The sequence below is a fragment of the Microbacterium resistens genome (genome assembly GCF_031456305.1).
Lineage (GTDB): Bacteria > Actinomycetota > Actinomycetes > Actinomycetales > Microbacteriaceae > Microbacterium > Microbacterium resistens_A.
In genome coordinates, this window is the sequence record NZ_JAVDUM010000001.1 from 86197 (window position 1) to 100288 (window position 14092).

The 14092-nt window shown below is 65.8% G+C and carries 11 protein-coding genes; 1 reads left to right on the forward strand and 10 read right to left on the reverse strand.

The window, feature by feature from the left end:
* Window positions 1-35: 35 nt before the first annotated feature.
* The 10 genes from J2Y69_RS00450 to J2Y69_RS00495 form a co-directional block, all read right to left on the reverse strand.
* Window positions 36-353, reverse strand: coding sequence for a hypothetical protein (locus J2Y69_RS00450; protein ID WP_310016509.1), 318 nt, complete (start codon window positions 351-353; stop codon window positions 36-38).
* Window positions 346-759: a DUF4176 domain-containing protein gene (locus J2Y69_RS00455; protein WP_310016510.1), complete on the reverse strand. Its 414-nt coding sequence runs from the start codon at window positions 757-759 to the stop codon at window positions 346-348. Before J2Y69_RS00455 ends, J2Y69_RS00450 begins: the two co-directional genes overlap by 8 nt.
* Entirely contained in the window at window positions 756-1211 is a 456-nt protein-coding gene (locus J2Y69_RS00460) for a DUF4176 domain-containing protein (protein ID WP_310016511.1), read from the reverse strand. Before J2Y69_RS00460 ends, J2Y69_RS00455 begins: the two co-directional genes overlap by 4 nt.
* Window positions 1208-5683 (reverse strand): type VII secretion protein EssC, encoded by a 4476-nt coding sequence (gene essC / locus J2Y69_RS00465; RefSeq protein WP_310016512.1) that lies wholly within the window; start codon window positions 5681-5683, stop codon window positions 1208-1210. Before essC ends, J2Y69_RS00460 begins: the two co-directional genes overlap by 4 nt.
* Window positions 5680-6819 (reverse strand): type VII secretion protein EssB, encoded by a 1140-nt coding sequence (essB, locus tag J2Y69_RS00470; protein WP_310016513.1) that lies wholly within the window; start codon window positions 6817-6819, stop codon window positions 5680-5682. The genes essC and essB overlap by 4 nt, the downstream gene beginning before the upstream one ends.
* A gap of 13 nt (window positions 6820-6832) precedes the next feature.
* Window positions 6833-7072: a ubiquitin family protein gene (locus J2Y69_RS00475; RefSeq protein WP_310016514.1), complete on the reverse strand. Its 240-nt coding sequence runs from the start codon at window positions 7070-7072 to the stop codon at window positions 6833-6835.
* On the reverse strand, window positions 7069-7635 hold the full coding sequence (locus J2Y69_RS00480) for a hypothetical protein (protein ID WP_310016515.1): 567 nt from the start codon (window positions 7633-7635) through the stop codon (window positions 7069-7071). Before J2Y69_RS00480 ends, J2Y69_RS00475 begins: the two co-directional genes overlap by 4 nt.
* Window positions 7592-7882 carry a WXG100 family type VII secretion target gene (locus tag J2Y69_RS00485; protein WP_310016516.1) on the reverse strand — a complete coding sequence of 97 codons (291 nt, stop codon included), beginning with the start codon at window positions 7880-7882 and terminating at the stop codon, window positions 7592-7594. Before J2Y69_RS00485 ends, J2Y69_RS00480 begins: the two co-directional genes overlap by 44 nt.
* Window positions 7883-8206: 324 nt before the next feature.
* Complete coding sequence (locus J2Y69_RS00490; protein ID WP_310016517.1) at window positions 8207-11107, reverse strand: UPF0182 family membrane protein; 2901 nt, start codon at window positions 11105-11107, stop codon at window positions 8207-8209.
* 86 nt (window positions 11108-11193) lie between these two features.
* Complete coding sequence (locus J2Y69_RS00495) at window positions 11194-12294, reverse strand: YlbL family protein (RefSeq protein WP_310016518.1); 1101 nt, start codon at window positions 12292-12294, stop codon at window positions 11194-11196.
* Between the two features lie 125 nt (window positions 12295-12419).
* On the opposite strand from J2Y69_RS00495, the gene J2Y69_RS00500 reads away from it, so the two are divergent.
* On the forward strand, window positions 12420-13901 hold the full coding sequence (locus J2Y69_RS00500) for a zinc-dependent metalloprotease (protein WP_310016519.1): 1482 nt from the start codon (window positions 12420-12422) through the stop codon (window positions 13899-13901).
* Window positions 13902-14092 lie beyond the last annotated feature (191 nt).

Genomic DNA, 14092 nt, shown 5'->3' on the forward strand with positions numbered 1-14092 from the left:
CTGCATCCAACATCTGATATCTCCCTGGTGTCTGTTCAGTTCAGAGCCATCGTGACGGCCTGCGCCGACAGAATCGGATGCTCAAGCGGGTTGATGGAGAAGGCGAGCGTGCGTTGCCTGTTCTTGCAGTCACCGATGGCCTGCCCGATCTGCCCACTGATCTGCGCATAGTCGGACTTCGCGCTATCGAGGGCAGCCGTAAACCGGGAGCGCTTCTGCCCCGCCCACAACGCCCCACCCGCGTCCTCATACTCGTCGACGCGGAATCCGCCCACACTGTCACGCACGGCATTCAACCGGGTGATGATGTCCTCAAGCTCCCGCACCTGCGCCAACGCCTGCTCATCACTCATCATCGCCTCCAACGTCACGAACACCAGCGAACAGATCACCAGCTGCCACCGCAGGGGCAGGCGACATCCGGACCGGCGCCACTGGAGCGACAGCCGACTCACGCCGTCCCTGCTGAAACCGGAGATAGGCGTCGTTCAAGATCTCGAGCACCAGCTCATCATCGGTATCGCGGTACCCCTCGAAGACGTTCTTCAGAATGTCGTCGTGGTTGAAGTAGGCGATGTTCGTGTCGATCATGCCCTCCGGGAACAGAAATGCTCCGTAGTCGAAGAACTCACCCTCGACGATCGACCCGCGACTGACCACCAGGAGCTTCTTCACTGATCCTTTCAGGATCACCACGCTCCCCAATGGCAGAAACGACCGGCTCTCCTGCTGCACGGGGTCAGGCTGCTGATCGGTCATGTCCGTCTTCCTTTGCGTCGTAATTCACCGAACGGGTCTCTCACGTCTTGCCCGACATCGGGTGACGATCTCTCGCCTCCGGTCGCGGCCACGGGGGCAGCAGGAGCGACTGGCATGGTCGGCGCGGTGAGATCGACGGTCAGATCCGGCTCCGCCGCGGGGACCGGCCGCGCCTTCGGCGGTGTCCTCGCGTTCTCCAGCAGCTCTTTCGCGAACTCCGCATCCTTCTCACTCGCGTGTCCCGGATGCAGCACCTTCGTGATCTGCGTGTGTCGAATGACGAGTTCCCGCACCCCCGGTGCTGCACCCTGGGGGTGTGGCACCGCCTTGTAGCCGGCGAGGAACCCGTCCTCGTGTTTCTGGAAGCCTCTCGCGATGATGATGTAGACCCCCTCGTCATCCTCGATCTGAACGGCGCTCCCGAGTGGCAACAGCTCTGGCGTCTTGCTCATGCGAGAGTTCCTCTCGCCTGCGGAAGCTTGACCTTCTCGAAGGTGCTGCCACCGCGCAGCACGAAGAACGGCTCGTCGATGTTCGGTTCAGGCTCGGACGACGCTCCCATGCTCTTGACCAGCGGGCTGTCGTAGGCGCGTGCGCCGATGAGGCCGGTGAACTTGAGCTCGCGGAGGAGCTTCGGTACGGGGTCGAATGACTTCGCGAGATGGTCGTGCCTGCTGAAGATCACGAAATCGAGGCCTGCCTTGAACGTGTTCTTGAGCGCCAGCACGAAGTCCTCCGGCTTCAACCCGGTCACCGTGATGAAGTCAGGGAGGTTCGCGATCACGAGCACGGTAGGGACGCCCTGCTCCTTCTGCTTGTTCAGGTTCAGGTACGCGACGATGCCCGCGACAATCTGGTTCGCATCGCTCCTGCTGGTGATGCGGCCGAAGTTCGCCGGGAGCGGGGTACGTTCAAGCGCTTCCTCGAAGGTCGCGTCGAAGTCGACGATCAGGAACTCGGTCCGTGCCCGCGCGCCCTGGGTGAGCAGGGTCTCCTGGAAGAGGAGTTCTTGCTCGTCGTCCTTGGCCGCGAACACGAAACAGGGCTGTGAGCGGGGCAGGAACCCTCGCGCCTCGGTGCTGGCCATCGACAGCCCCAACGGCACGCCGCCCACCGCTTCGAGGGCACGCACCGAGACGCTCTCGACGAACGCCTCCGGCGTGAGCTCGCGTGGCACCATCGGGATCTTCGCCGGCCGCGCCCCCGTCCAGGCGGCGTTCAGCGCGGCGACCCGCTGTTCGAGCGCGGCGAGTGCCTCGGAGCTGTTCCCGCCCGGGGCCGGCTGGTAGAACTGGATCGCGGTCGGCGCGTCGGTGAGCACCTGGCCGCGACCGGGGACGTCGACCTGCACCAGGCGCTCGCGACCCATGAGCTGGGCCAGCTCACCCTCATCGTTGAGGTAGAGGCACAGCTTCGTCGAGATGTTACTGAGCATGTTCACGCGAACCCCGCCCACGCGGCTCGCGCTCATCACCAAATACACCCCGAGGCCCGCACCCTCGCGAAGCACCTGCAGCAGCAGATTGTCGATCTGGTCTTTGCGGCGGTCGTTCGCCGTGAGGTTGTCGTACCCGTCAAGCACGGTCACCACGATCGGGAGACCCCGCCGCGCCTTCGCGGTGTACTGCTCTAGATTCGCGACTCCGGAATCCTTGAACAACTGCTTACGGGCGACCAGCAGACCAGCGACCCTGTCGAGCATCTTGCCGAGCTTCTCGCTCTCCTCGAGCGTGACGATGTCCGCAACATGCGGCAGGTCCTTCAGCGGCAGCAGTCCGTTGTTCCCGAAGTCGATGAGGTTCAGATGGAGCTGTTCGGGTGTGCTGGTTCTCGCGAGCCCCATCACGAGGGTCTGCAGCACAGTGGACTTGCCGTACCCGGGGCTGCCGAACACGACCGTGTGCCCGGCCCTCGTGAGGTCGAGGTCGTAGTTCTCCTGCGCCTGCCGGGACGGGACGTCCAGCATTCCCAGCGGCACGGCCCAGCCGGCCCCCGCGGGTTCTGGAGTGGTGATGCTCGCCTCAAGATTCGGAAGCCAGGGCTTGTCCGGGATCGTGAGTGCAGCGTCGCTGCGGAAGATCGCGACAATGGTGTCGATGACCGCCCCGAGCTGTGTCGGGAGATCGCTCGTGTCCTTCCCCTGTGCGACCTCCTCGTCGGGGTCGTAGAACAGCTCGTACTGGCCGACCTCGTTGATCGTGTAGATCCGCTCGTCCACCTGCTCGGCGACCACCGCGTCCGGATCGTATGGCACTCCGGCGTAGCCGCTCTGGAACAGCTCGTAGACCTCGTTCTGCCCGACCTTCAGATACCCGCGGCCGGGGTTGGTGATGTGCGCGGCGTCCGTGGTCTTCAGGAGCTCGTTCGAGTCCTGTTCACTGGCCATCTTCAGCGCGATCTTCGACGTCGAGTTCGCCTCGATCTGGTCGTTGACCACGCCGCTGGGCTTCTGCGTCGCAAGAATCAGATGCACGCCGAGGCTGCGGCCGATACGCGCCACCGAGGTCAACTCGTCGAGGAACTCCGGCACATTCGCCTTCAGCTCCGCGAACTCGTCGGAGACCAGGACCAGATGCGGCAACGGCTTCGTCGGGTACTTCACATCAGGCTTCGGGGCATGCCTCTGCTTGTACAAGCTCATGTACGCGTTGATGCTGTTCACGCCGTAGACGGCGAACTCACGCTGACGCTTGTTCAGCTCCGCCTTGATGCTCGCCAGCGCACGCGCTGTGCCCGCACCGTCGAGGTTCGTGATCGCGCCCATGAAGTGCGGCAGCGTGTCGAGCGTGTTCGCGATCCCACCGCCCTTCCAGTCGATGATGAGCATGCCCACATCTTCCGGGGAAAAGTTGATCGCGAGACCGATCAGATAGGTCGTCAGGAACTCGGACTTGCCAGAACCGGTGGTGCCGCCCACGAGCGCATGCGGGCCGTGCGCACGCTCATGCAGATCCCAGTGCACATGGTCGGATCTGCCTCGCCACCCGATCAGCGACGCGATCGACTTGTTCGGTTCGGCCCTGGCCCAACGGTCTGCGATCTGCAGCTCCTCGACGGTCTTGACCTCGTACTGCTCCAACAGGCTCAGCGCCTCTGGGACGGCGTTCTTCTCGACCTCGAGGTGGTTCAGGTTCGACAGCTTCCGCAGCGAGTGCTCAAGATCCTCGGGCGGTGTGTAGGGGGCGAACGGGGTCGCAACGTACACGTCATCGTTGGTGACGAGCTCGCCTCTGACCACGTTGGGCGTCTGGATCAGCGCAGTGACCGTCTCGGGCAGGAGCTTCTCGTCCTCGCTGCACCAGATCACCGTCACCCCCAGCGCGCTCATGTCCTCGGCGAGCAGCTCGTTGATGCCGTGACCGGCGAGGTGGCGGTCATCACAGATCGTGAGCACATAGTGCGGCGCGAACTGGGGCTGTTGCGACCCCGCGTCCTTCACCACCTGCTTCCGGCTCTGGAGCAGCTGGTAGAAGCTGTTCAACACGATGTCGCGCAGCTTGTCGTTGTACACGAGCCCGCGCATGTTGAGCTCCTGCATCGTGAGATGCGGCAGCAGCCGCCATGCGCTCCAGGTCTGCCGGTAGGCCTCGCGGGAGATGAGGCTGACGAAGTTCACGTCGCGATACGAGTGGAAGAACGCCGTCTGGAACAGCAGCGACTGCAACTGGGCCTGGACGGCCTCCGGGGGTCCGACGAATCCGAGGGTCTGCCCCGCGAGGCTGATCGGAGTCGGGACATCGCGTTGCGTCTGGAACCCTGTCGCGAGCTCTGTGACCTGCTGTGCCTCGTCGCTGGCGTCTTTGTCGTTCACCTCGGAGGACACCTTCAGCACCGACGGACGGTCGGAGAGCCCGAGCGAGACATGCAGAAAATCTCTGTTGAAGCGCTGACGCTCGTAGATCCGCCGGTCGTACACCTCGACCATCCCGGCGAGCTCCTGCAGGCTCGGCTGCTGATACCGCAGCACCTCTCGCTCCTCGTCGTGCGCCTGCTTCACCGCGGCGACGGTTCTCACGAGGTACCGCGCGTAGTCGTCCTCCGCTTTGAGAGCCGCCCCTCTCGTCTCCTTCTTCTCGGTGACGTACTGCGACACCGTGAACGACGCCGTCAGCAGAGTTGCGAGCCCCAGCCCGAGCATCATCGCCGGGTTGCTGCCGGTGACCATCACCGTGACGCCGGATGCCACGATCATGAACAGCGGCGGCAGCACCATCCGCAGCAGTCGGTTCTTCGGCTTCGCCGGTGGCTTGTCCGGCCCCTGCAGCCGGAACTCGGCCTCACGGGTCTCGAGGTTCAGCTTCGGGGACCGCCGGTAGTCGGGGAACCCTTCCAGGAACTCACGGACCGGAGGCTGCGCCAGCGCCTTCGTGGGGTCGACCACGATCTCAGAGCCGAAGGCCGTGAACGTGAACTGAGCCGGACGCCTCTCCAACAGGTATCCGGCCGTCAGCACCACCGTGCCGACGGCGAGATCGCAGATCTGCCTCCCCTCGACCAGGACGCCGTTCACATACACGAGCTGATCGCGGGCGTCCACGATCAGCGAGTCCTCATGCACGACCAACAGCGGTGAATCCGCGACCCTGATGCCGGCATCGGAGACATCGCCGATCACGAGATCGCCGCCGTCCGTCACGAACGTCACCGTGCGGGCGTGGGCGGCGGGCACGACCACGCATTCCCGCGGGCCCACGCGCTGCCGTCCGGCATCGAGCCGGTCGCCGTCCACGTAGAGCAGATCGTTGATCACACTGAACTTATGACCCTGATGCTGGACGAAAGGGCGCTCCGCCGTCAACGACAGCGTGACCGCCCGCTGCCCGTCGAGCAGGTGCACCAGGAACAGTAGCTCGCCCGGATCGAGCCGGGAGTCGAGCCCCGTGCGCTGGATGCTCACGGACTGGTCGGTGTCGAAAACGCTCATTCCCTGGCCGCCGTGCCACTCGTGCCGCCGAGCTTCGCGGTCAGCTCATCGATCGCTTTCGCATACTCGTCGAGGAGCTCCTGCTTCTTACCACCGGGCATCTGAGCGTCGATCTTCGTCGCCTGATACAGATCCGTGTAGGCCAGGAGCGTGAGCTGATCGTCACCGAGGTTCTTGGCATAGTCGAGGGCCTGCTCGAACTCGCCACGCCCCATCGCGATCCAGTAGTTCAGGGTCACATCGTCGGACTTCTCGGAGATCGTGTTCAGGATCGTCTGCTTCTGCGTTGTGGTGAGGTCGTGGAGGTTGATGCTCGACACTGCCAGCACGTACTTCGCGGATGCGGGCAACGATGCAGACGTATGAGCGTCCAGCTCGGTCAGCGTGCCCGCGTAGTCGCTCGCGAGGAATCGGGCCTGAGCGGCGACCACCGCGGTCTGCAGACGGTTCTGACTCCCCGTCTGCCACGCGAACGCGCCGGCAGCCAGCGCGACGACCAGGCCGAGCGCGCCGAGCGTGCGGTACAGCGAGTACCGGCGCCTCGACAGGCTCACCTTGGTCGCGAGGACGTCCGACTGCTCCGTTCTCAGCTGCGCGTCGACATACGCGAACAGCTCCTCGACCGTGGCCGTCTGCCGCACCGCGGTGGAGAACTTGTCCCGGAGCGCGGACGCCCCGTCGAGGAGCTGCTCGAACGTCAGCTTCGGCCGGAACACCTGCAGCACCATCGCCTGCAATGAGGCGAGGAACCGCACTTCGTCGAAAGCCATCGGCGCGAGCATGCCCTCCAAACCGAAGTGCACCACCCGGAGCAGGCCACCGTTGAGGTACACGTTGTCGGGGTGGATCAACGGCACCATGAATCCGCCCCGATGGCGGGAACAGGCCACCAGGCTCTGAGCCAGGAGCAATCGGTCAAGCCGTGTCCGCGTCCGGCTCATCGCCTCGCGGAAGCTGATCTCCCCTTCCGCGAGCCCGTAGCCGAGCACGATCCCCGTGTCCGTCTCCTGCGTATCGACATATCGCGCTATCACGTCCAGGCACGAGCCGTCGAACCCGTTCTGCTCCACGCCGACGCGAAGGGCGTCATGGCCAGGGTCGAGCTCAAGAGCCGTGCCGTCTACAACAATGCGCATCACTCAATCAATCTCACTCTATGGCGACGATCTGCAGACGGTCGCCGTTGCCGATCCCGAATGACGAGATGACGTCGCAGCCGCTCACTGCAAAGGCTTTGTCTTTGAACAGCAAAGAGAGCCCTTCGGGCAGCATCGTCCCCTTTGCCGCGAACCCGTCCCGGATCAACTGCGTCAAACGGTCGAAGGTGATACCACCCGGCACCAGCAGATCGATATGTTTGCCGATGTATTCCAGGGTGATCTCGATCACGACGTCGACCGCCTTCTTCTCGCCCAGAACCTCCCCAGCAGCACACCCGCCACCAGGACCAGCGGCACCGCGACGACAGCCGCGGCGCCAGAGAACGTGGGCGACGCTTCGCTATCCTGTTGCCCCGGCTTGAGCACCACCGATGAGTACTCGTCGAAGAGCGCGGTCCTGACCGGTTGGTAGTCCACCGCCCCGGAGCTCGTTCCCACGAAGTCCAGGGTGCCGACGACCTGCAACCGTTCCGCAAGCATCTCGCGCCGCTCGTGAGCCCTCGTGGAGAGATCCGCGGAGAACAACGCTCCGCGGATCGCGAAGTCACCGGCAGAACCAGCCCTCACCGAGTCATCGACCAGCACAGCGGTGTCGAGGGTCAGCTGCCCCGCATCGTCATCATCAACGCCATCGGCGGCGAACGAGACAGCAGGTGCGCCCGCCATCATCGCGATGGCGAGCGCCCCTACAACGAGGCTTCGAAGAAGAAGTGACTGCCGCGCCTGGTCTGATGAGATCGGAGAGCTGTCAGAAGCCGAAGCTCTGCGCATCCTGCGCGTCACGCTCAGCAATGGTGTCTGCGTACTTGTTCAGCTGCTGGTTGATGTTCACCAGCAGCTCCTCGAACTTCTTCACGCTCTCAGAAAGCTGGTTGTACTGCTCGAGATACGCCTGGAACGCCTGACCCTTCCACTGCTCAGCAATGGTCGAGTTCATCTGGTTCACCTTCTGAATAGCCTGCTCGATCTCTTCCTTCGAGCGAGTGTAGACCTGGGCCTGCTGCTTCAGTTCGTCCGGTGTAACGCTGATCTGACTCATGAAAATGGTTCCCCCCATTTGATACTGCACATAGCCTATCACGCTGTTCGGACACGCATACAGGGCGCCCTCAAATGGGACTATCTAGCGAAATACGACATTTAAAAACTGATATCCGATCACCTTGCGGCAGGGATCATGGCGGCTGTCATCGCAGCCTATTGACCGCGACAAAGTGCCCCGCCGTGGCAGCTTTTGTGGGTTCAGCGCGTGTGAACCCACAACGAATGCCACGGCGGGGTATCAAACGGGGGACGGTGGTGAACGCACGGAGGGCGCCCCCAGCTTGGGGGCGCCCTCCGTGCGGTGCAGGAACAGGAACGGCTACTTGGCCGGGTCGGCCGTTTCCTGGGAGTCCAGCTCGATCAGCTTGTTGATCGCGTCGGTCAGCTTCTTGTCCGCCTCACCGAACTTGGTGAGGTCACCGGACTTCAGCGCCGTGTCCCTCTCGACCATCGCGTCCTTCGCCGCCTGGAGCGCGGCCTGTCGCGCCGCCGCCGCGGTCTGCGGCTGCTCCGTGGTGGTCCCGCCAGGGGTTTGCACCGGGACGTTGTTGTCGCCGCCCGCGGCCCCGGCATCCCCGTCGAACAGCTCATCGAGAGCCGCCGTGAGCGTGTCGGCGAACGCGATCTTGTCGCCGAAGGCAACGAGGATCTTCTGCAGACGGGGGACCTTCGTCCCCTTCGACGCCTGGACGTACACCGGTTGGACGTACAGCAGGCCGCCACCGACCGGCAGGGTCAGCAGGTTCCCGTGCAGCACCTCGGACTGACCGATCTTCAGCACGTTCAGCTGCTGGGAGACCCCCGGATCGGAGTTGAAGGTGTTCTGCATCTGCCCTGGGCCGGGGATCGTCGTGTCGGCGTCAATCTCCAGCATTCGCAGCTGACCATACGAGTCGGACTTCTTGCCCGCCGTGGCCCCCGCATCGGAGTCGACCGCGAGATATCCCATCAGCACGTTCCGGCTGTTCGAGTCCTGCGACGAGGGGATGAACGTCGTGAACATGGAGAACCTCGGCGAGGTCTCCCCCGGCATCTGCATCGTGAGGTAGTACGGCGGCTGCAGCTGCGCGTCGTTCTGCGGGTCGTTCGGCGTCTGCCAGCGGTTGTCCTGCTGCGCGAAGGACCGCGCATCGTTGACGTGGTAGACGCCGAGCATCGAGCGCTGCACCTTGAACAGGTCCGCCGGGTAGCGGACGTGGCTCATCAGGTCGCCCGACATGTCGCTGATCGGCTTCAGCGTGGACGGGTAGACCTTCTGCCAGGTCTTCAGCACCGGGTCCTCGGCGTCCCAGGCGTACAGCGTCACCTTGCCGTCGTACGCGTCGACGGTGGCCTTGACCGAGTTGCGGATGTAGTTCACGTTCTCGGAGGGGAAGGCCGGCGCGTTGACGTTGGCGTCGTCGATCGCCCCGGGGAGGTTCACGGTCGTCGAGTACGGGTACGTCGAGCTGGTGGTGTAGCCGTCGATGATCCACACGATCCGCCCGTCCACCACGCTCGGGTACGGGTCCTTGTCGAGGGTCAGGTAGGGCGCGACCTTCTGCACGCGCGTGGCGGGATTCCGGTCGTAGAGGATCTGGGAGTCCGCGTTCACGTAGTCCGAGAAGAGGATCTGCTCGGACTGGAACTTCAGCGCGTAGAGCATCTTGGTGAAGACGTTCCCGATCCGGGGTCCGCCGTCTCCGCTGAACGTGGTCTTGGTCTCGGTCGCCCCGTCCTTGCCTCGGGGGAAGTCGATCTCGACGTCGTCCGAGCCCTCGGGGGCGCCGACGATCGAGTACTGCGGCGACCTCTCGCCGAAGTACACGCGCGGCTCGAACTTCTCGGCGTCAGTGAGGAACCCCGCCGACGGGATGCCCCGTTCGAGGAAGGACGGCTCGCCGTCGGCCGTGCGCTGGTTGCCGGCCGCAGCGACCAGGCCGTAGCCGTGCGTGTAGACGACCGCGTTGTTGTTCCAGTTCTGCGCATCGCCGAGCTTGCTGTTGTCGAGCTCGCGGACCGCGACGACGGTGTCCTGCATCTCGCCGTTGATCTGGTAGCGGTCGACGTCGAGCGTGTCCGGGAACTGGTAGTAGTTGCGGTACTGCTCGAGCTGCTGCACCGCGGTGCCGACGATGTTCGGGTCGAGGATGCGGATCGACGCGGTCGTCTCGGCATCGGCGCGGAGCTGTCCAGGCTCGACGTCGGTCTTGGCCTTGAACGGCATCGTCTGCAGCGCATCGATCCCGTAGGCGGCCTTGGTCGCATCGATGTTGCGCTGGTAATACTCCGCCTGCAGCGTGTTCTGGTTCGGCCGCACCTGGAACGTGTTCACGACCCAGGGGTAGCCCGTCCCGACGACGAGCGCCGCCACGACCAGCAGCGCCGTCGCCGCCAGCGGGAACCGCCAGCGGCCGATCAGAGCGGTGATGAAGAAGAGCACGGCCACGGCCGCGGCGAGGATCGCCAGGATCGACAGGCCGGGGATCGTGGCGTTGGCGCCGGTGTAGGCCGCACCCGTGATCCGGTCGTCCGTGGTGACCAGCGTGTTGTACCGGTCCATCCAGAGGCTCGCGGCCTGCACGAGCAGGTAGACGCCGGCGATGATGGCGAGCTGGATGCGGGCGGCCTTCGAGATGCGCAGCTCGCCCTGCCCGATCCGGACCGATCCGTACAGGTAGGACACGAGCGCGGTGACGAGGAGGCAGAGGATCAGCACGGCCGAGCTGAAGCCGAGCAGCGCCTGATAGAAGGGCATGGCGAACATGTAGAAGCCGGTGTCAATGCCGAACTGCGGATCGACCGTGTCGGTCGCGACGCCGTTGGCCCAGAGCCACACGGTCTGCCACTGGCCACCGGCGGCAAAGCCGGCGAACAGGCCGAAGAAGATCGGCATCCCCCACATCGCCAGCCGCCGCAGGGGCTCGATGACCTCCTGGTAGCGGTCGAGCTGCGAGCTCAGCCGCGCGTAGACCGGTCGCAGCCGGTAGGCGAGCTGGATGGCGACGAACAGCGGCACCGCCATGCCGAGGAAGCCGACCACGAACATCACCGCCGTGGCGATCCAGCGCGTGGTCAGGACCTCGGTGAACTTCAGCTGGTCGTACCAGAGGAAGTCGGTGTAGAGCGACGCGAAGGCGAAGAAGCCTGCGATGAGCGCGGCGATGATCACCACCGACACCATGAGGATGCGACGAGAGGTGCGAGGTGTGGCCGGTTTCGGCGCCGAGGTCGTGGTCACCGTCCCATCCTAGATCGGCGTTGTTCTGCGGCGCCTGAGACCGGAGAACCCCTCTTCGCCTGCGGCGAACGCGGAACGGCCGCCGCTCAGGGCGTCGGCGCCGTCGTGCAGGTGGGAAGGGCGTCGACGTCGCCGCCGTCCGCGATGGTCTTCAGCGCCGTGACCGAGTCCGCGAGCTTGTCCGTCCGGATCACCCGCAGCCCGTCCGGCACATGCCCGACGACCTCGTCGCAGTTCGATCCAGGAGCGAGGAAATAGGTGGCTCCGGCATCGCGGGCGCCGTAGAGCTTCTGCCTGATGCCGCCGATCGGCCCGACCGCGCCGTCCGCGGTGATGGTCCCGGTGCCGGCGATCTGCTTGCCCCCGTTGAGCTCCCCCGGGGTCAGCACGTCGACGATCCCGAGCGCGAACATCATCCCCGCGCTCGGTCCGCCCACGTCGTCGAGACGGAGCGTGACATCGACGGGGAAGGCGTACGAGTCACGCAGCGTGACGCCGACGAGCCAGGTCTTCTTGCCGTCGCTCTCCTGCGCCTTCGGGGTGACGGAGACATCCTGCCTGGCACCCCCGCGCTCGATCGTGAGGGTGAGCGACGCCCCGGCGCCCTGCTGGACGCGGGCGCGCATCGCGGGCGCGTCGGTGACCGCCTCCCCGTCGATCGCGACGATGCGGTCGTCCTTCTGGAGCACGCCCTGCGCGGCGCCGCCGTCGATGACACTGTCGATCTCGATCGAGACCGGGACGTCGTAGCCGAGCTCGCGCAGCGCCGCGGCCGTCGCGTCGTGCTGGGAGTTGACCATCAGCGTCTGGTTCTGCTGGTTGCGCTGATCCGTGGTGACGCCCTGAGGGAAGACCGCGTCGATCGGGACCACGGCCCTGGCCGGATCCAGCCACGCCAGGATCAGCTCCATCCAGGACGGCGTGTGCTCGCGGTTGCCCACCACCTGGACGGTGGTGAGGTCGAGGGCGCCGGCGGTCGGATAGGTCTCCGCGCCGCCGATCGAGATCAGCGGGGTCTCGGTGCCGTCCTCCGTCTTCGCGTCGCCGAGGGTGTTGAACACCGGGCCAGGCCGCTGGATCACGTAGGGAGAAGGTAGGAAGGTGAGGACGAGCAGACCGACCAGCGCGACGATCAGCGCCGTCACCCCGACGGAAGCCGAGCGGCTACGAGCGCGCGTTGACGTCACTGATCCTCCTGAGATCTGGTCGTTCGCGACCGGCGTACAGCGAAGCGACCCGGGACCGGGCCACGATCCGCCTCGTGTGACTAGCGTAGATCCCACGGCTATAGACGTGCTGAGAGGGCCTTGCCATGGCGGAGAACGACCCGAATCCCGAAGACTTCCAAGAGTTCCTGCGCAAGATGCTGGGCGCATCCGGCGAGGACATCGATCTGAGCGCGCTGGAGGGTATCGAGGGTCTTGAGGGCATCCGCCTCGACCCCGCGATGATGGCCGCGTTCATGCAGCAGATGCAGGGCGCGATGGGCGCCGACCCGTGGGAGACCACGCTCCGGCAGGCGCTGCACATCGCCAACCGCGACGGCCTCGGCATCAGCGACGGCGGACGCTCCTCGATCGCCGATGCTTTCTCGCTCGCGAACCTGTGGGTCGGCGAGGCGACGACCATCTCGGAGCTCGCCTCTCCCCCTCGAGCGCTCACGCGCGGCGAGTGGATCGAGCAGACCCTGCCCGTGTGGAAGGAGGTCGCCACCCCCGTCTCCACGAGCATCGCCGACGCGCTCACCACGGCGCTGGAGGGGCAGACGCCCGAGGAGATGAAGGGACTCGTCGCCGGCGCCGGCCGGCTCATGCGCGGGCTCGGCACCTCGGTGTTCGCGATGCAGTTCGGTCAGGTGCTCGGCAACCTCTCGCTGGAGGTCGTCTCCGGCGGCGACGTGGGCATCCCCGTCCTGCCCGCCGGCACCGCCGCCGTGATACCGCAGAACCTCGCGGACTTCGGCGACGGCCTGGAGATCCCCGAGGACCAGATCTCGCTCTACCTCGCGGCGCGTGAGATCGCCTACGCACGCCTCTACCGGCACGCGCGCTGGCTCCACCTGCACGTGATGTCGCAGATCACGGACTTCGCCCGCGGCGTGACCGTGGACATGGACGCGCTGGAGGACGTCGCGGGCCGTCTCGACCCCAACGACCCCGAGGAGCTCCGCGCAGCGATCGAGGGCGGGGCGCTGCTCCCGGCGCAGTCCGAGGCCCAGCGCGAGGCGCTGGAGCGGCTGGAGAACCTCATCGCGATGATCGACGGATGGGTCGATGTCGTCACGTCCGCCGCGACCTCGCGGCTCCCGGAGAGCCCGCGGATCGCCGAGGCCGCCCGCCGTCGCCGCGCGGCCGGCGGACCGGCGGAGGATGCCCTGGGCGCGCTGGTCGGCCTCCAGCTGCGCCCCCGTCGCCTGCGCGAGGCCGCGGCCATGTGGCAGGCGGTCACCGATGCCGTCGGGATCGCCGATCGTGACGCGCTCTGGGACTACCCGGATCTGATGCCGACCGCTGAGGACATCGACGACCCGTCCGCGCTCGTCGCCCGGCTGCAGGCCCGCGCCCGTGGCGAGGAGCCCCAGCCCGACGAGATGGACGAGGCGCTCGCCCGGCTCCTCGACGGCGAGTTCACCGACCCGGCGTCCGCGGACGGAGACGGAACCGCGGGGCCCGACGGTGAGGGGCCCGACAGCGAGGAGACCGGCAGCAACGAGACAGGCGACGCCGGGAACGGCGACGAGGGCAACGGCGGCGAGAGCGCGGCGGGGCCGAACGGCGGCGAGAAGCCGGTCTGAGCGGCCTCCTCCCCACCCGCGACGGGGCCCCGGTTCTCCACTGATCCGGGGCCCCGTCCGCACGTCCGCCCCGTCCCCCGCGAGAATCGGACCATGCCGATCCTTCGCCTCGATCCCGCCCATCCGCTCCTCTGGCGCGACGCCGAGACGGTGCAGTTCGGCATCGACGCGATCCTCACCCTGCCCCTTCC